The organism is Arthrobacter sp. StoSoilB19, assembly GCF_019977275.1.
GTDB lineage: Bacteria > Actinomycetota > Actinomycetes > Actinomycetales > Micrococcaceae > Arthrobacter.
The window spans coordinates 1,003,551-1,021,535 of record NZ_AP024650.1 but is presented as its reverse complement, the minus strand read 5'-3'; the positions used below and the strand labels follow the sequence as shown (position 1 = coordinate 1,021,535).

The 17,985-nt window shown below is 62.7% G+C and carries 11 protein-coding genes and 3 rRNA genes; 3 read left to right on the top strand and 11 right to left on the bottom strand.

Annotated features, from left to right (window positions below; all coding sequences use genetic code 11):
- Window positions 1–152: 152 nt before the first annotated feature.
- From rrf to LDO86_RS04765, 5 genes are all read right to left on the bottom strand, one after another.
- Window positions 153–269: ribosomal RNA gene (gene rrf / locus LDO86_RS04785) — 5S ribosomal RNA — on the bottom strand.
- Window positions 270–442: 173 nt separating this feature from the next.
- Window positions 443–3,572, bottom strand: a 23S ribosomal RNA gene (locus tag LDO86_RS04780).
- 513 nt (window positions 3,573–4,085) lie between these two features.
- Window positions 4,086–5,608, bottom strand: a 16S ribosomal RNA gene (locus LDO86_RS04775).
- The 16S, 23S and 5S rRNA genes sit together here, the layout of an rRNA operon.
- Before the next feature lie 664 nt (window positions 5,609–6,272).
- Window positions 6,273–6,983, bottom strand: a complete 711-nt coding sequence (locus tag LDO86_RS04770; RefSeq protein ID WP_026266082.1) for an excalibur calcium-binding domain-containing protein — start codon at window positions 6,981–6,983, stop codon at window positions 6,273–6,275.
- A gap of 66 nt (window positions 6,984–7,049) precedes the next feature.
- Window positions 7,050–8,438, bottom strand: coding sequence for a DUF1524 domain-containing protein (locus LDO86_RS04765; protein ID WP_018771321.1), 1,389 nt, complete (start codon window positions 8,436–8,438; stop codon window positions 7,050–7,052).
- A 278-nt stretch (window positions 8,439–8,716) separates the two neighbouring features.
- Here LDO86_RS04765 and LDO86_RS04760 point away from each other — a divergent pair, with 278 nt between their 5' ends.
- Window positions 8,717–9,109 carry a VOC family protein gene (locus LDO86_RS04760; protein ID WP_018771322.1) on the top strand — a complete coding sequence of 131 codons (393 nt, stop codon included), beginning with the start codon at window positions 8,717–8,719 and terminating at the stop codon, window positions 9,107–9,109.
- 40 nt (window positions 9,110–9,149) lie between these two features.
- On the opposite strand, the gene LDO86_RS04755 is transcribed toward LDO86_RS04760, so the two are convergent.
- The 4 genes from LDO86_RS04755 to LDO86_RS04740 are packed head-to-tail and all read right to left on the bottom strand — an operon-like array spanning window position 9,150 to window position 13,085.
- Window positions 9,150–10,175: a LacI family DNA-binding transcriptional regulator gene (locus LDO86_RS04755; RefSeq protein WP_018771323.1), complete on the bottom strand. Its 1,026-nt coding sequence runs from the start codon at window positions 10,173–10,175 to the stop codon at window positions 9,150–9,152.
- A gap of 36 nt (window positions 10,176–10,211) precedes the next feature.
- Entirely contained in the window at window positions 10,212–10,943 is a 732-nt protein-coding gene (locus LDO86_RS04750) for a cupin domain-containing protein (protein WP_018771324.1), read from the bottom strand.
- Window positions 10,944–10,946: 3 nt separating this feature from the next.
- Window positions 10,947–11,927, bottom strand: a complete 981-nt coding sequence (locus LDO86_RS04745; protein ID WP_018771325.1) for a PmoA family protein — start codon at window positions 11,925–11,927, stop codon at window positions 10,947–10,949.
- A 24-nt stretch (window positions 11,928–11,951) separates the two neighbouring features.
- The gene (locus LDO86_RS04740; protein ID WP_018771326.1) at window positions 11,952–13,085 is read right to left on the bottom strand and encodes a Gfo/Idh/MocA family oxidoreductase; all 1,134 of its coding nucleotides are present in this window, start codon (window positions 13,083–13,085) and stop codon (window positions 11,952–11,954) included.
- A gap of 262 nt (window positions 13,086–13,347) precedes the next feature.
- Between LDO86_RS04740 and LDO86_RS04735 the strand changes: the two genes are divergently transcribed.
- Complete coding sequence (locus LDO86_RS04735) at window positions 13,348–15,750, top strand: glycoside hydrolase family 3 N-terminal domain-containing protein (protein WP_018771327.1); 2,403 nt, start codon at window positions 13,348–13,350, stop codon at window positions 15,748–15,750.
- 8 nt (window positions 15,751–15,758) lie between these two features.
- On the opposite strand, the gene LDO86_RS04730 is transcribed toward LDO86_RS04735, so the two are convergent.
- The gene (locus tag LDO86_RS04730) at window positions 15,759–16,454 is read right to left on the bottom strand and encodes a WYL domain-containing protein (protein WP_018771328.1); all 696 of its coding nucleotides are present in this window, start codon (window positions 16,452–16,454) and stop codon (window positions 15,759–15,761) included.
- A gap of 73 nt (window positions 16,455–16,527) precedes the next feature.
- Between LDO86_RS04730 and LDO86_RS04725 the strand changes: the two genes are divergently transcribed.
- A complete protein-coding gene (locus tag LDO86_RS04725; protein ID WP_018771329.1) occupies window positions 16,528–17,268 on the top strand; it encodes an alpha/beta hydrolase in 741 nt (246 codons plus the stop codon).
- A gap of 17 nt (window positions 17,269–17,285) precedes the next feature.
- On the opposite strand, the gene LDO86_RS04720 is transcribed toward LDO86_RS04725, so the two are convergent.
- Complete coding sequence (locus LDO86_RS04720) at window positions 17,286–17,972, bottom strand: DUF624 domain-containing protein (RefSeq protein ID WP_018771330.1); 687 nt, start codon at window positions 17,970–17,972, stop codon at window positions 17,286–17,288.
- Window positions 17,973–17,985 lie beyond the last annotated feature (13 nt).

Below are 17,985 nucleotides of genomic sequence, written 5' to 3'. Positions count from 1 at the left end.
CTGTCGTGGCGCGGGACGTGGTGTCGCGTCACCGGTGAGGGGACGAAAGCTGATGGCGCGTCACGGGGCCCAGGTGCGGGATCGCGTTGTGGTGATTGGTGGGTTAAATGTGGGAGGCCCCAACCTGGTGGTTGGGGCCTCGACCAATGTGTGTCCGGCGGTGACCTACTCTCCCACACCCTCCCGGGTGCAGTACCATCGGCGCTGTGGGTCTTAGCTTCCGGGTTCGGAATGGGACCGGGCGTTTCCCCCACGCTATGACCGCCGTAACCCTTGTACCCGCCCGCCCGGTGTTTTGTTCGGGGGTGGGAAGTCTGGTGGTTACAACATTGTGGTGTTGTTATTCAGTTGTGGTGGTTCCGTGCCGTGACAACCCCGTGTGTTGGGGGGTTGTTGGTTGGGAACCACATAGTGGACGCAAGCAGAGTTTGTATGTATCTGTGTGGTGTAAGTTGTTGGCCTATTAGTACCGGTCAGCTTCACGAGTCGTTAGTCCTCGCTTCCACATCCGGCCTATCAACCCAGTGGTCTGGCTGGGGGCCTCTCACACCCGAGGGTGTATGGAAATCTCATCTCGAAGCGAGCTTCCCGCTTAGATGCTTTCAGCGGTTATCCCATCCGAACGTAGCTAATCAGCGGTGCACTTGGCAGTACAACTGACACACCAGAGGTTCGTCCGTCCCGGTCCTCTCGTACTAAGGACAGCCCTTCTCAAATTTCCTGCGCGCGCAGCGGATAGGGACCGAACTGTCTCACGACGTTCTAAACCCAGCTCGCGTACCGCTTTAATGGGCGAACAGCCCAACCCTTGGGACCTACTCCAGCCCCAGGATGCGACGAGCCGACATCGAGGTGCCAAACCATGCCGTCGATATGGACTCTTGGGCAAGATCAGCCTGTTATCCCCGAGGTACCTTTTATCCGTTGAGCGACGGCCATTCCACAATGTACCGCCGGATCACTAGTCCCGACTTTCGTCCCTGCTCGAGATGTCTCTCTCACAGTCAAGCTCCCTTGTGCACTTACACTCGACACCTGATTGCCAACCAGGCTGAGGGAACCTTTGGGCGCCTCCGTTACTTTTTAGGAGGCAACCGCCCCAGTTAAACTACCCATCAGGCACTGTCCCTGACCCGGATTACGGGCCGAAGTTAGATGTCCAAAGTGACCAGAGTGGTATTTCAACGATGACTCCACCCGAACTGGCGTCCGGGCTTCAACGTCTCCCACCTATCCTACACAAGCCACTCCGAACACCAATACCAAACTATAGTAAAGGTCTCGGGGTCTTTCCGTCCTGCTGCGCGTAACGAGCATCTTTACTCGTACTGCAATTTCGCCGAGTTTATGGTTGAGACAGCGGGGAAGTCGTTACTCCATTCGTGCAGGTCGGAACTTACCCGACAAGGAATTTCGCTACCTTAGGATGGTTATAGTTACCACCGCCGTTTACTGGGGCTTAAATTCTCAGCTTCGCCTTGCGGCTAACCGGTCCTCTTAACCTTCCAGCACCGGGCAGGAGTCAGTCCGTATACATCGTCTTGCGACTTCGCACGGACCTGTGTTTTTAGTAAACAGTCGCTTCCCCCTGGTCTCTGCGGCCCCGATCCCCTCCACACCGCAAAGGGTGTATCAAGGTTGGGGCCCCCCTTCTCCCGAAGTTACGGGGGCATTTTGCCGAGTTCCTTAACCATAATTCTCTCGATCGCCTTGGTATTCTCTACCTGATCACCTGTGTCGGTTTGGGGTACGGGCGGCTAAAACCTCGCGTCGATGCTTTTCTCGGCAGCATAGGATCACCAAATCCCCCCAAACGGGGGTCCCATCAGATCTCAGGCACCATGAGTGGCGGATTTGCCTACCACTCGCCCTACATCCTTAGACCGGGACAACCATCGCCCGGCTCGGCTACCTTCCTGCGTCACACCTGTTAATACGCTTGCCTCCCGGGATCAGGTCCTGCGCTCCACCAAAACCCTCACACCACAAGGGCGCTCGGGCAGGCTTCGGGCAGTTAGTATCCCCCGCTCAGCATGGGCGGTTTTTCGCCGGTACGGGAATATCAACCCGTTGTCCATCGACTACGCCTGTCGGCCTCGCCTTAGGTCCCGACTTACCCAGGGCAGATTAGCTTGACCCTGGAACCCTTGATCATTCGGCGGACGGGTTTCTCACCCGTCTTTCGCTACTCATGCCTGCATTCTCACTCGTGTAGGCTCCACCGCTGGTTTACACCGCGACTTCACCGCCCACACGACGCTCCCCTACCCATCCACACGCCTGAACCACAAGGGCTTAGCTAAAATGTGAATGCCACAACTTCGGCGGTGTACTTGAGCCCCGCTACATTGTCGGCGCGGAATCACTTGACCAGTGAGCTATTACGCACTCTTTTAAGGGTGGCTGCTTCTAAGCCAACCTCCTGGTTGTCTGGGCAACTCCACATCCTTTCCCACTTAGCACACGCTTAGGGGCCTTAGTTGGTGGTCTGGGCTGTTTCCCTCTCGACTATGAAGCTTATCCCCCACAGTCTCACTGCTGCGCTCTCACTTACCGGCATTCGGAGTTTGGCTGACGTCAGTAACCTTGTAGGGCCCATTAGCCATCCAGTAGCTCTACCTCCAGCAAGAAACACGCAACGCTGCACCTAAATGCATTTCGGGGAGAACCAGCTATCACGAAGTTTGATTGGCCTTTCACCCCTACCCACAGCTCATCCCCTCCATTTTCAACTGAAGTGGGTTCGGTCCTCCACGACGTCTTACCGTCGCTTCAACCTGGCCATGGGTAGATCACTTCGCTTCGGGTCTAGATCACGCCACTCACACGCCCTATTCAGACTCGCTTTCGCTACGGCTGCCCCACACGGGTTAACCTCGCGACGTAACACTAACTCGCAGGCTCATTCTTCAAAAGGCACGCCGTCACCAGAATCAGACTGGCTCCGACGGATTGTAAGCACACGGTTTCAGGTACTGTTTCACTCCCCTCCCGGGGTACTTTTCACCTTTCCCTCACGGTACTGGTCCGCTATCGGTCATTAGGGAGTATTTAGGCTTATCAGGTGGTCCTGACAGATTCGCACGGGATTTCTCGGGCCCCGTACTACTTGGGATACTCTCACAGGCGGTACAAACACATTACGGTTACGGGACTAACACCCTCTCTGGCCGGCCTTTCAAAACCGTTCACCTATGCGCGCACATCACACCCCACCAGCCCGGCAGAACTGGTATGGAAAGTCCCACAACCCCGACCATGCAACGCCCGCCGGCTATCACACATGGAACGGTTTAGCCTGATCCGCGTTCGCTCGCCACTACTAACGGAATCACTATTGTTTTCTCTTCCTGCGGGTACTGAGATGTTTCACTTCCCCGCGTTCCCCCCACGCACCCTATGTGTTCAGGTACGGGTCACCGAGTCACTCGCGCGCTCGGCGGGGTTTCCCCATTCGGACACCCTGGGATCACAGTCCGGTTATCGACTCCCCCAGGCTTATCGCAGATTCCTACGTCCTTCTTCGGCTCCTAATGCCAAGGCATCCACCGTGTGCTCTTAAAAACTTGACCACAAAGATCAAAAACATTTCTCGAGAGAACCACAGAAACCAACCACACCCCAACACCCAAAGGACATCAACAGCGCAGCCAGATCCAGGTTCATTAATCTTGGAAATTGCTTCTTATACAAGATGCTCGCGTCCACTATGTAGTTCTCAAACAACAACCCCACACCACACACCCCACACACCCAAACAGGCGCACGGAACGTCACGGCAGGGAAACCAGAAACAAACAAACCCGAAGGGAAAACCCCCCGGCCCTGTTGCCTCAGGACCCAACAGTGTGCCAAACACTACCCAGCAACCCAAACCAGCCGCGTTCCAGAACACCCGCCCTCCCCCGAAGAGAAGAACAAAACATTCGTACTAACCACACCAGTCCGTGCCACCAGGCACCTATTTGTTGATATTCCACCCATGAGCACCCGCCACGGAACAATCGTCCATGCTGCGGGCTTGCTTCCTGACAACCCCCCACACCGGCATTCACCAGCACAGAGGAGTTGGAGGTGCTCCTTAGAAAGGAGGTGATCCAGCCGCACCTTCCGGTACGGCTACCTTGTTACGACTTAGTCCCAATCGCCAGTCCCACCTTCGACAGCTCCCTCCCACAAGGGGTTAGGCCACCGGCTTCGGGTGTTACCAACTTTCGTGACTTGACGGGCGGTGTGTACAAGGCCCGGGAACGTATTCACCGCAGCGTTGCTGATCTGCGATTACTAGCGACTCCGACTTCATGGGGTCGAGTTGCAGACCCCAATCCGAACTGAGACCGGCTTTTTGGGATTAGCTCCACCTCACAGTATCGCAACCCTTTGTACCGGCCATTGTAGCATGCGTGAAGCCCAAGACATAAGGGGCATGATGATTTGACGTCGTCCCCACCTTCCTCCGAGTTGACCCCGGCAGTCTCCTATGAGTCCCCACCATCACGTGCTGGCAACATAGAACGAGGGTTGCGCTCGTTGCGGGACTTAACCCAACATCTCACGACACGAGCTGACGACAACCATGCACCACCTGTAAACCAGCCCCAAAGGGGAAACCACATTTCTGCAGCGGTCCGGTTCATGTCAAGCCTTGGTAAGGTTCTTCGCGTTGCATCGAATTAATCCGCATGCTCCGCCGCTTGTGCGGGCCCCCGTCAATTCCTTTGAGTTTTAGCCTTGCGGCCGTACTCCCCAGGCGGGGCACTTAATGCGTTAGCTACGGCGCGGAAAACGTGGAATGTCCCCCACACCTAGTGCCCAACGTTTACGGCATGGACTACCAGGGTATCTAATCCTGTTCGCTCCCCATGCTTTCGCTCCTCAGCGTCAGTTAATGCCCAGAGACCTGCCTTCGCCATCGGTGTTCCTCCTGATATCTGCGCATTTCACCGCTACACCAGGAATTCCAGTCTCCCCTACATCACTCTAGTCTGCCCGTACCCACCGCAGATCCGGAGTTGAGCCCCGGACTTTCACGGCAGACGCGACAAACCGCCTACGAGCTCTTTACGCCCAATAATTCCGGATAACGCTTGCGCCCTACGTATTACCGCGGCTGCTGGCACGTAGTTAGCCGGCGCTTCTTCTGCAGGTACCGTCACTTACGCTTCTTCCCTACTGAAAGAGGTTTACAACCCGAAGGCCGTCATCCCTCACGCGGCGTCGCTGCATCAGGCTTTCGCCCATTGTGCAATATTCCCCACTGCTGCCTCCCGTAGGAGTCTGGGCCGTGTCTCAGTCCCAGTGTGGCCGGTCACCCTCTCAGGCCGGCTACCCGTCGTCGCCTTGGTAGGCCATTACCCCACCAACAAGCTGATAGGCCGCGAGTCCATCCAAAACCACAAAAGCTTTCCACCAACCACCATGCGATGGAAGGTCATATCCGGTATTAGACCCAGTTTCCCAGGCTTATCCCAGAGTCAAGGGCAGGTTACTCACGTGTTACTCACCCGTTCGCCACTAATCCACCAGCAAGCTGGCATCATCGTTCGACTTGCATGTGTTAAGCACGCCGCCAGCGTTCATCCTGAGCCAGGATCAAACTCTCCGTTGAAGTAAAACAAAAACAGACACAACCACAACCACCGGAAATAACGGCAGAAACAGCTGCACAAAATTTGAAACCAGCCAAAAACACCATGCACACCACGGGGTGGCGGCACAGCACAATCAACCAATTACATACATAATCGGTATCAACAAACTTGGCACACTATTGAGTTCTCAAACAACAGACACACCCGGCACCACCCAAACCAACGTCCAGGCTCGCTCCGGAGCAACTTTCCAAACTTACCCGGTTCCAACAAGCTTCGCAAATCAGCGTTACCGCGATCCACTCCACTCCAAAACCAGCCCCACCCGCGTCCGGCACGCCAAGAGGCGAACCATTTCCAGGCCGTTCAGTAAGGGGTTTGGCCGCTATCTTTCCGCTTCAGCGGCGGCGACTCAGAAAACAATACCCGCCCCCACACCCAACCGCAAATCGACCCCCTAGCGGGTGAAGATCCGCGGAATCCCGGGGCAGGAACGGCCGTCGGGGCACCCAAGCGGCCTCCCGCCGTCGTAATTCCCTGGTGTGTGCTGCCGCACATGCTGTCTGGCCTCCCCCATTTCCGGCCCCGACCTCAATTTCCTCGGTTGGCCCTTAAAGCCACGAGCCGCGGATACCTCCGGAAAGGAGGATCCGCGGCTCGTCTTAGCACTGCCCCGCCTGGCTAACGCTCGCAGGCGACGCCGTCGCCGTCGCGGTCAAGGGAAGAGCTGTACCCCGACTGTCCCCTGTACAAAGGCGCCGCACCCGCGGCCTTGGCTGCAGTGCAATTGGCGTAGTAGGCAGCTGCCGGAGCCTGCACGGGGGCTGGTGCGGCAGGAACTGCCACAGGAGCAGGTGCGGGAGCCTGCGCGGCCTGCTTAGCCGCGGCAGCCTTCGCAGCGGCTGCCTGATCGGCGGCGGCCTTGTCGGCAGCGGCTTTCTCAGCGGCCGCCTTCGCAGCAGCAGCCGCCTTCTCGGCCGCGGCCTTGTCAGCTGCCGCCTTGTCGGCCGCAGCCTTCTCCGCCGCAATATCGTCAAGGCTCTTGACGCCGAGATGCACCGTGGACCCCTTGTCAGCCTTTGCACCGTTGGCTGGGTCCTGGGTGGTCACCTGCCAGTTGCTCTTGACCATGATCGACTTGCCGTGGGCCGTGTCCTTGGCATCAACTTCAAACCCAAGGTCTTTCAGCTGGTCCGTGGCCTTGTCCAGGGCCAAACCCGTCACGGACGGAACGGTGACGGTCTCGATCGTTTGCGCAACAGCGGTTGCGGCTGCTGCAGGCTGCGTCGCCGCCTGCTTGCCGCCGCAGCCCGTCAGCATGAGGCCGGCAAGCACAGCCAGAGCCAGCGTCTTCTTCAACCTGCCGGCGGCAGGCATGGGACTTGTTTTCATGATTCCCCCTAGGAATGCGTGTGATGGTGTTGAAATCGCGTCCGGAGAGTCCGGACAAGAACGGGCCTACTCGCAGGCGATGCCGTCGGAGTCGCGGTCCAGTGCGGACCGGTAGCCGGCCTGGCCGGCGTAGAGCGGCGCAGCTCCCGCAGCCCTCGCCGCAGTGCAGTTGGCGTAGTAGACGGCGGCAGGTGCCGGTGCGGCGGGAGCAGGTGCGGGTGCAGCCGGCGCAGGTGCCGCCGGGACAACGGGCGCGGGCGCCGGAGCGACCGGTGCCGGTGCGGGGGCAACCGCCGCCGGAGCAGGAGCAGCCGCGGCAGGCGCCGGTTCAGCCACCGCCGGTGCGGGAGCCGGGGACTGTTGGCTGGTCGGAGCCAACTGTCCGGAGCAGTCACCGAGGATGCGGGCCATCGCGTCGTGCTCCGCCTGTGTCACCCACAGCCCATATGTCGCCTTCACCGAGATCTGCCGGGCCACATACTCACACCGGAAGGGCCTGTTCGGGGGCAGCCAGGTGGCCGCGTCGCCGTCGCCCTTTTGCTGGTTGGTGGGGCCGTCCGTTGCCTGGAGATTCAGCGGATCATTCGCGAACGCCGTCCGCTGCTCGGTGGTCAACTGCTGCGCGCCCTTCTGCCACGCGTCGCTCAGCGCCACCACATGGTCGATCTGCACGGCAGTGCTGGTCCCCGAGCCACGGACAAAACTGATGGTCTTGCCCGTGTAGGGATCCGCCAGGGTCCCTGTCTGGACTTTGCAGGGAACACTGTTCGTGTAAGTGATGCCGGTGAGGTCCCGCCGGAGGATGTCGTTGCGGGTATCGCAGCCATTGCGGTCCACGTCCAGCCACGCCTGGCCGAACTGCGCCCGGTCATACCCCGTTTTCGGCGCCCGGCCCTTGATGGAAAGGGTGGCCAACAGATCGACCGCCTTTGTGGCGTAGGCCGGCTGCGCGTTGGGGGCGGTGGCGGTGACGCCGGCGGCAAGGACGGCCGGGTTCTCCGGGTCCAGCGGCTCACCAGTGCTGTCAGCGGTGGGAGTGGGCGTGGACGACGGCGAAGCCGTGGCTGTGGCGGTTGGGCTCGCTTTGGCGGACGCCACCTTGGCGGTGCTCTCCGAGGAGGCTGCCTCGAGGTCTGCGCTGGCAACGTGCGGCAAGGCGACGGCCCCGCCGATGAAGAGGGCGAGGGACGCGGCGATCGCGATGGCGCCGGCCTTGCGTTGCGCCGGGAGCCAGGCCCAGGAGCGCCGCCCTGTAAGCAGGACGTAAAGGCCGGTGAGTGCGGTTGAAATGCCCAGGAAAATCAGGGCTCCGCCCACTCCGCCGCTCAGCGCGCCCAAAAGCATGAACAGTGCGGTGATGCCGGCAACAATAAACGTTGAAATGCGTGGTTTCCGCGGCGGCTTCGGTGCCGCCGCAGGTGGAACAAACCCGAAAAGGGTGTCGTGGTCGGGCATTCTTTCCCCATTTTCACGGGGTCCCCATATGGGTCCCCCACATTTGGCGGGCCTGCTGCTAAGCCCGACAAACTCATCGGCATGAGCCTATGGTCCAACCGAAACCGAAAACGGGCGTCCTGCGCGTCCTCGGCCAACATTCAGCAAGTCTTGATCGGACCTTGAGGAAAGCCCGACGCAATACCGTGTGAGTGCTTCATAATTCGCGGTTTCGCGTGGCTAAACCCGTCTGTTCGGCTCCCATTCCCTTGCGCGAGCCGCAAAGATAGAGTGGCCGGATGCAGATGCGTCTTGAGGTTGTCCAGGTCCCGGTTTCCGACGTCGACAGGTCGAAAGCGTTCTATACCGAAAAACTTGGCTTCGTCCTGGACCACGACGTGGAACACATTCCGGGCATGAGGGTGGTCCAGCTGACTCCCCCGGGTTCGCCCACATCAGTAGTCATCGGCACCGGGATGACCGCCATGACGCCGGGCAGCCTGGAGGGACTGCAACTGGTGGTTCCGGACATCACCGAGGTCCGGGCCAAACTGGTCAGGCGGGGCGCGGACATCAGCGAAATCCAGGACCTGGGCGGCGTCCTGTTCGCCTACTTCAGCGATCCCGACGGCAACCGCTGGGTGATGCAGGGCCAGACCCCTGCGGACATCCGGGACGCGCACAAACCCTAAAAGAAGCTGCTAAAAGGGAGGGGGCGTCGGCGGGTGCGGACTACTTTTTAGCCGGCGGGGCAGTGGAACCCCGGACCACCAGCTCGGTGCCGAGCTCGATCCGCTGCGGCAGTTCCTCGTCACCATCCAGATGCCGGAGCAGGGCGCGCATGGCAGTTTCGGCCATCTGCACTACCGGCTGCCGGATCGTGGTCAGCCCCGGCTCGATCCACTCGGCCGCCGGAATGTCGTCAAACCCAATGACGGACAAGTCTTCGGGAATGCGGAGCCCGGCGGAACGCGCAGCCCGGTACGCACCCAAGGCCTGGTCGTCGTTGCCGGTGAAGATCGCCGTCGGACGGTCCGACAACTCCAGCAGCTTGCGGGTTGCAGCCTCGCCCGCTTCGATGGAAAAGTCGCCGGGAACCATCAACGCCGTGTCCAGGGCTATGCCCGCGCGGCGCAGTGCCGAGATGTAGCCATCCTCTCGGGCGCTGCTGCACTGCAGGTCCTCGCGGCCGCCGATCATGGCGATCCGCTTATGCCCCAACTGCAAAAGGTGTTCCGTGGCCGAATAGCCACCCTCCCAATTCGCCGCCCCCACTGTCATCAGGTCCGGGCCAGGCTGGCCCACAGGATCGATCAGCACCACAGGTATCCCCAAGGACTTGATCCGCTGGATTTGCTTGGCATCCAACTGGTAGACGGCCATGAGCAGCCCATCCGATTTCCGCTCCGCGAGGTTGGCCAGCCACGGCCGGATGCGCGAGCCGTCCAGGCTCAGGCTGCTGACCACAGTCCCGTAGCCGGCGTCCTGTGCCACACGTTCTACGCCCTCGATGATCTCCAGGGCCCATTCCGAGCCCAGCCCCGGAAACACCAGGTCCACCAGGCCGGCCTTTTGCCTGCGTTTGGCAGGGCGGCGCGCATAATCGCGCCGGGCAATGATCTCCTCCACCCGGGCACGCGTCTCTGCCGCCACGTGCGCGTGCCCGTTCAGCACCTTGGACACGGTGGGAACCGAAACCCCTGCTTCACGGGCAATCTCACTGATCGTCGCGCGCCTGGTGTCCTGCTTGCTCACCACGGAAACCGCCCTCTCACCCGGGTCACGCGCCCGGTGCTATGTATCGGAAAGTTCCCACGTCTGGATCCGGCCACACATGCCGTAAATTCTGCGGTTTTCCCGTTTTCCCATCGTAGTTCGCGCACCGGACAGATAGATACTTTCTGCCGTGTCCAGAGAGGCCAGCTGCTGCCGGGTGACTTCCGCCTGGCGGGCAGCTCCCTCCGCCAGAACGTCTGCCCAGGCGCTGGTCCTGTCCGAGACCAGACGGGCAGCGGCAGCATGGAAGTCGGCCAGTGCTGCCGGACCGGAAACCAGCACGGCTTGCTTAAGCGCAAAGTAACCTTCCAGGGCCAAATCACGACGGCGGCGCGCGGCGTGCTCGCCCGCGTCCGGCCCAGCGTCGGCGTCCTTGTGTTCCAGCGCCGCTGCGCTCCGGTACTTTTCCGCGTGCGCAAGGTACTCGGGCGGAAATGTCATCACGGCGTCGCCGTGTTCGGGCAGCCCGGCATTCTGCATGACTACAAGGACCTTCAGGTCACCCGAATCATTGATGGCGCGATGCACGGTGCCGGGGGTAAACCAAAGCACCACCCCAGGCGCCAACGGTGTTGAGGTGAAGCCGCGCGAGTCAAGTGTCTCCAGCCTGCCGATTCCCTGGAGCACCACGTACGCCTCCGTGGAAGCGGTGTGCACGTGCGGCGACCCGCCGGCTGCACCGTCGGCGCCCGGCCAGTCGTAGATGCTGATTTCGGAGAGCCCAGTGGCGCCCGGAAACGTTGAGGCCATCCGTTACGCCCAATCGCGAAGCGCTGCTTGCGCAGCATCCGCCAGCGCCTGGGCGCGTTCGGCGTCCACACCGCCATCGGCAATCACCACGGCGTAGCGGTAGGAAAGCGGCGCACCTTCACGGAGGGGCACCTCCTCGCTGAAGAAGGGGGCTGAGCCCAGGCACGCGAACATGGACGACCTGGCAAACCACTGGTTGGGTGCACCGGGGTTATTTCCGTCCTCCACGAACGCGATGGTGGAGGCCCGGCAGGTGACGTCATGCGTACCGGTGAAGGCGATCCACGGCGAGCGGGTGCCCATGAATTCGTCCGTACCCGCATCCTCCTGGTTGCGGAACACGCCGCCTGTAAAGGACCTGGGGCCGCGCCAAAAGAGGCCACCGTATCCGGCGTTGTGCCGGCCTTCCGTAGTGGGGCTGCCGATGCGGATCTCTTCGCCGGAGATATTGCTCATCCTGGTCTCAAAGAGGATGGCGTATGCCCCCTCGGTTTCGCTGTTCTCCGTGGCAGCGTCTTCCACCAACCGGAGGCTGAACCGGCGGCTCTCCGCAATGACCGGTTCCCCTTCCTGCGAGGTCCAGGTCAGGGATTCCGACGCCGTGATGCCGGGGCCGGATTGGTCGATGCCCGTGAAGGATCCGTGGGTCATGGCACCATTGTTGTCCAGGTTGGCGTACTCCGTGGCGCGTGTGTAGGTGGCTCCGCCCCAGAAATTGTGCTTGCCCACGTTGGGCAGCGCCCAGGAAAGTCCCTTATGCCAGACGTGGTCCCACGGGCGGGAAATTGTCACCTCGTCCCCGCCCAGGGTGGTCAGCGGATGGAAGAACGGCCGCGGACTCTCGTACTGGTCGTCCGTGGGCTTGTAGGTATAGGTGGCGATAGGCCTGCCTTTGGCTGTGAAGGTGAGGGCCGCTCCATCGTCGTGGAAACTGAGTGATGCCGCGGACACAGCGGAAAGGGACGCTGCTGTGGGGGTGGTCATGGTGGTGCCTCCTTGGGTATGGGCTCAGACGCTGGTGGCTTTGAGGGCGGTCAGGTTGAAGGCTGTCTCCTCGAGGACTTTCGCGCCCAGCCCTTCGCCGTCCATGCCCCCGTAGAAGGGGTGGCCGGTGACGATCTCGCCGCGGTGCACGGATTTTCCGGTAAAGGCGGAGGCGTAGAGGGCGGCAGCGAACTCCAGAGTTTGCCGTGCGGAGTCTGCCCCGGCCGGAAGAGGGCGGCCGGCGTCGAGCGCGCCATACATGGCCAGGAACTGGGCCGCGTGTCCGCTTCCCTGATCCAAGGGCTCGCCGTTCCACGCTGTTCCTACCTGGTCCTCGTGGCCGGGCGCTGCCGTAATGGTCCAGTTGTCCGTGCTGTAGCCGTAGAGGTGGCTCAGCTCCACAGTGGCAAATTCGCAGTCGATTCGGATGTCCGAGGTTTCCCGCGGCGAGAGCAGCGAGTTGATAATGGTGGCCACGGCTCCGTTACTGAACCGGACCAGGGCGGCGGACAAGTCTTCAGTGGAAGTAGGCCGTGCCTGCCGGCTGGCGATGGCGGTGATTTCCTCCCACGGACCCAGCAGGTGCAACAGCAAATCGAACTGGTGAATGCCGTGACCCATGGTGGGCCCGCCGCCCTCGGCTTCCCAGGTTCCGCGCCAGGGAAGTTCCCAGTAGCTGTCCGGCCGGTACCAGAGGGTGTCGCACCGGGCCACCAGGGGACGGCCGAAGTCACCGCCGCCAATCAGCCGGCAGGCCGCGGCTGCCGCATCCCCGAACCGGTGCTGGAAGACGCAAGAGAACTGGGCGCCGCCCTTTGCCTGGGCGGTCTCCAGCCGGTCGAAGTCAGCGAGGCTTAGCGCCGGGGGTTTTTCGGAGAGGACATGGACGCCTGCTTCGAGGCATTCGATGGCCTGGCCGATGTGGAACATGGGCGGCGTGCAGAGGTGGACAATGTCCGGCTTGGCCTCTGCCAGAAGATCGGCCAGGCTCAGGTACGTACCAGGGATGCTGTGCTTCTCCGCGAAGGCATCCAGCCGGCCCTGGTCCACGTCGCATGCCGCCACCAGCTCCGCCCTGCCGTTTGTCCGGGCCAGGTTGTCAGCATGGACCGCCGCGATCCCGCCGGTTCCCACGATGGCCACTCTGTACGTCCGCATGTTTTCTCCGTCGTTGCAGTGATGTAGGTAGCGCCCCAGGGCTTCGAAGTGGTCCGAAGTGCCTCCGGGCGCCTAGTCCCAAAGTCAATGGAAAGTTTCTATTCCATTCACGAAGTTTCGTGGGTTCCGTCGCAGACTTATCCCACGCCCACTGTCAACCGTAGGAGGATTATCTTTGAAGAGTCAATGCTTTAGGACCTAGAAAGTAAACAATAGTTTCTGATAGTTTCTTAGAAACTTCCTACGATCCCAGGAGACGCCCGTGACCAGCGGTGCCGCCGAAAAGCAAGCCATCACCTCCCCGGCCGCCGGCAACGGCTCCCGTGACGCCGTCGAACGCCTCTCCATTGATGAGCTGGTGCGGCACATGACCCTGGAAGAGAAGCTGGCCCAACTGGCAGGTGTGTGGGTTAATGCGTCCACGGACGGAGGCTCCGTAGCGCCGCTGCAGAATGAGATGGCCGGCGACGCGCGCTCCTGGGAGGAGATGATTGCCTCCGGACTGGGGCAGATCACCCGCATGTACGGCACGGTGCCCTTGGAGCCTCTCGAGGGCGCCCGGCGGCTGGCCGCGGCGCAGGAACAGATCATGGCGGCCTCGCGCTTCCGGATTCCGGCGCAGGTCCATGAGGAATGCCTCGCCGGCTTGGCTGCGTGGAAGGCCACGGCTTTCCCCGTCCCCCTGGCGTGGGGCGCGACCTTTAACCCTCCGCTGATCCGGCGGATGGCGGGTCTCATTGGTGGGCAGATGCGGGCACTCGGCGTCCACCAGGGGCTGGCTCCCGTGCTGGACGTTGTGCGGGACCTGCGCTGGGGCAGGGTGGAGGAGACCATCGGCGAGGACCCCTACCTGGTGGGCACGGTAGCCAGCGCCTACGTCTCCGGGCTGGAAGGGTCCGGAATCGTGGCCACGCTCAAGCACTTCGTTGGCTACTCTGCGTCCCGCGCCGGACGCAACCATGCACCGGTGTCCATGGGCCCGCGCGAGTTGGCGGACGTGATGCTGCCCCCGTTCGAAATGGCGCTTAAACACGGCGGAGCCCGCTCCGTGATGCATGCGTACACGGACACCGACGGCATTCCTGCAGCCGCCAACCGCGCACTGCTGACCTCGCTGCTGCGCGACGAGTGGGGCTTCGCCGGCACCGTGGTTGCCGACTACTTCGGCATCGCCTTCCTGCATGTCACCCACGGCGTTGCCGCCGATTCCGGCGATGCAGCCGCCTTGGCACTCAGAGCGGGCGTTGACGTGGAGTTGCCTACAGTGAACTGCTATGGCACGCCCCTGCTTGAGCGCGTGCGCTCCGGCGAGGTCCCCGAATCTCTGGTGGACACCGCCCTTCGCCGGGTGCTGCGGCAGAAGCAGGAGGCCGGGCTGCTCGCGCCGGATTTTGACCCCGCGCCCCCGGTCCTCAGCGCCGGAGCCGTCGACCTGGATCCAGCCGGGAACCGGGCTTTGGCCCGCGAGATCGCCGCCCAGTCATTGGTGCTGCTGACCAACGGGATGCACGACGGCGGCGCCAGCCTCCCGCTGCCCGTTACGGCGTTGGCCTCGCTTGGCGTGGTGGGGCCCCTGGCAGAGGATCCATTCGCAATGCTGGGCTGCTACTCATTTGACGCGCATGTGGGCGCATCACACCCGGACGTTCCCATGGGTGTCCACGTTCCCACCGTGGCCTCGGCAGGCAGAAACCGTTTCGGATCGCTGCGCAGCGCTGCGACCGGCACCTGCGAGGCCATCACGGACGAACAGATCGCGGAGGCCTGCCGGACTGCCGCGTCGGTGGACACCTGCGTAATCGTGGTGGGCGACAACGCCGGCCTCTTCGGCCGCGGCACCTCCGGGGAAGGCAACGACGCAGCTGACCTTCAGTTGCCCGGGGACCAGCACCGCATGCTCGACCAGGTGCTCACCGCGGCCGAGGCTGCCGGAACGCGCACCGTCGTCGTGGTCCTCAGCGGCCGGCCTTACGCCCTGGGCGACTTCGCGGACCGGGCCGGGGCGATCGTCCAGGGCTTCTTTCCCGGCGAAGAGGGCGCGGAGGCGCTCTGGGACATCCTGACAGGGGCCGTCAACCCGTCCGGCAAACTGCCCGTTTCCGTACCCCGAACTGCCGGCGGACAACCCGGCACCTACCTGCACAGCCGCCTGGCTGGGCCGTCCGGCGTCAGCGCGCTGGACCCCTCGCCACTGTTCAGCTTTGGGCACGGCCTGTCTTACACGACCTTCGACTTTTCCTGCCACTCGGCCAGTGCGGACGCCATGTCCACAGCGGATGCCGTCACCGTGGGATGCACCGTGACCAATACCGGCCCCGTTGACGGCGCCGAAGTGGTGCAGCTGTACCTCGAGGACCCGGTGGGCGAGGTGGTGCGGCCCCTCCGCGAACTGATTGGCTACGCCCGGGTGGACCTTGCCGCCGGCGCATCGGCGAGGGTCGAGTTCACGGTGCACGCCGACCGGACGTCCTTCACAGGGGTGGATCTGAAGCGGGTGGTGACGCCGGGCCTGGTGAAGCTGCACGTGTCGACCTCCAGCAGCCGGGACACCCACAGCCACGAACTCATCCTGCAGGGCGGTCGCCGCGTCGTGGGTTTTGACCGGGACATGCTGACACCGGCAACGGTGGCGCCGCTCCGGGCGTGTACTGACCCGAGAGGTTGATTGAGGACTCACCCCCGGCCGTGCACCGGCCTGGCGTTTGCCGGGGGTTCCCCAACCTCATGGATGCCATGGCCACTGCAGGCCGTCTTGGTGACGCTGGCCCGCTCGATACGCGAAACGGTGAACCACCGCATGGCGTTGCGCAGCCGGCACCACCCAACCAGGTACCACTGGCCGTTGGTGGCTGCGAACAGCACCGGCTCGACGTCGCGGGTGGTGGTGGTCCCGTCCCCGGATGTGTAGCGAAGGCGAATCACGCGCTGCTCGGCCATCGCCTCCTCCAGTACCGACTTGATGGCCCGCGACGAGGAGGGAAGGGCGTTGACCCAGACACGGTGGGCCAACGCGTCGGCTCGTGCCCGTGTTTTGGGATCGAGGACATCCATGATCTTCCGGACACCTGCTGTTGCCAGATCGGCGTAGGGGGCATCCGACGCAGCGGACACCGCTGCCATGAGCGCCACGGCCTGCGCCGGGGACAGGCTGACTGGCGGCAGGGACCCGCCTGCAGCCAACCCATAGCCACCGCCCGGACCTGGGCGGGACCATACCGGCGCACCGCTGTTCTCCAACGCATCGAGGTCCCTCTTGATGGTGCGAACAGATACCTCAAGTTCTGCAGCCAGCCGTTCGGCAGAAACCCCCTGCCTGCCGCTGCGGCGCAATATCTCGGAGAGGGCATGGAGCCGTTCGACCCGCTTCACCGTTCAAGCCCGGGCAGATTCATGACATAAATAGTGACACACCCTTGTCCAAGGCGGCTGCGAGGCTATTGGCATGACAACTACTGCAAGCCGTCCCGTCATCATTCTCATCGCCGGCCACTGGCTGGGCGCCTGGGCGTGGGATGAAGTGCTGGAACACCTGGCAACCGACCAATCCCGCGCCGTCGCGATGACGCTGCCCGGTCTCGACGGGGACGATCCCGGGCGTGCGGCAAAGACCCTCGACGACCAGGCCGCGGCGGTCCTGGACGTCATCAGCCAGCTCGGGGCCTCTGGGGACCACCCCGCCACTCTCGTCGCCCACAGCGGGGCAAACGCCCCCGTCAGCCTCGTCCTGGACCGACACCCTGAGCTTGTCCATCGAGTGGTGTGGGTCGACTCCGGCCCTGTGGCACCGGGAAGCGCCTTCGGCCCGGGCATCCCGGAGGAGTTGGCGGAGCTTCCGCTGCCGCCCTTCGATGTCCTGGCCCAGCAGGCGAGCCTCGACGGCCTGAGCCCAGAAGTCCTCGAGCGTTTTCGGGCCCGGGCTGTCCCTGAACCCGGCCCTGTGCTTCGTCAGGCCGTCGAGCTCACGAACGATGCCCGCCACAAGGTCCGGACCACCCTGGTGTGCTGCTCGATCCCGGGCGCGCAGGTGCTGGAGCTCGCCCGCTCCGGGCATGCCATGTTTGCCGAAGTGGCGAACATTGAACACCTCGACGTCATCGACCTCCCAACGGGGCATTGGCCCATGTGGAGCCGTCCCCGCGACCTCGCCGGGGCCATCCAGTCAGCGGCTTCCCGAACCAGCTGAACTGCACCCATGACCGGTCAGGCGGCGGTGAATTTCTCCTCAACCAGCGCCAGCAGCGGCCGGGAGTTCAGGCACACCAGAAACACTACGGTGCCGGCGAGAACCGGCAGCAGGTACGCAGTGGTCACCAGCAGCAGGGTTCCCGCGACGAACAGGATCCCGGCGTTGCCCAGTGAAACCCGCTTCCGGGCACTGAAGCTGTACAGGGAGAGCCGGTAGAGGTCCCGGGTCCGGAACGAAAACCTGGACAGCAGCAGCAAAGCATTCAGGCCGGCGGTGGTCACGAGCACTGCGAGGAGCAGCATCGCCGGCCTGAGCGCGGGCGTGGCCGGGTTGCCCGGATGCAGCGAGGACAGCCCGGCCAGGTTGACCGCGATGACGGCCAGAACCAAAAGGTACGGCACCCAAACCTGCAGGGCCTGCCCCAGATTCATCCGGTACCCGCGGACGAAGTCCTGGTAAACCCCGCCCTCATGGCCGGCGGCCATTCGGTTGAATGCGTACATGCACGCCACCAGGGCCGGCCCCGCCGGAACGAGTGCCACCACAAGGGGCCAGGCCCCCGCGATGGGTGCCGCCACCAGGGCCGGCAGCAGCAGGATATTGGCCAGCCCCAGGAGGACCGAGCCCATCATCACGCCCGCAACGGTACCGGCCGCCCTGAACAGGGGGCCGGCTCCGTACTCCGCCTTCTTCTGAACCACTGACTGCCTTTCG

Bases quoted from the DNA above. Each gene is read 5' to 3' on its own strand.
- LDO86_RS04725 (WP_018771329.1), top strand. From the start codon at position 16,528: ATGACAACTACTGCAAGCCGTCCCGTCATCATTCTCATCGCCGGCCAC.
- LDO86_RS04745 (WP_018771325.1), bottom strand. From the start codon at position 11,927: ATGACCACCCCCACAGCAGCGTCCCTTTCCGCTGTGTCCGCGGCATCA.
- LDO86_RS04770 (WP_026266082.1), bottom strand. From the start codon at position 6,983: ATGAAAACAAGTCCCATGCCTGCCGCCGGCAGGTTGAAGAAGACGCTG.
- LDO86_RS04750 (WP_018771324.1), bottom strand. From the start codon at position 10,943: ATGGCCTCAACGTTTCCGGGCGCCACTGGGCTCTCCGAAATCAGCATC.
- LDO86_RS04760 (WP_018771322.1), top strand. From the start codon at position 8,717: ATGCAGATGCGTCTTGAGGTTGTCCAGGTCCCGGTTTCCGACGTCGAC.
- LDO86_RS04740 (WP_018771326.1), bottom strand. From the start codon at position 13,085: ATGCGGACGTACAGAGTGGCCATCGTGGGAACCGGCGGGATCGCGGCG.
- LDO86_RS04765 (WP_018771321.1), bottom strand. From the start codon at position 8,438: ATGCCCGACCACGACACCCTTTTCGGGTTTGTTCCACCTGCGGCGGCA.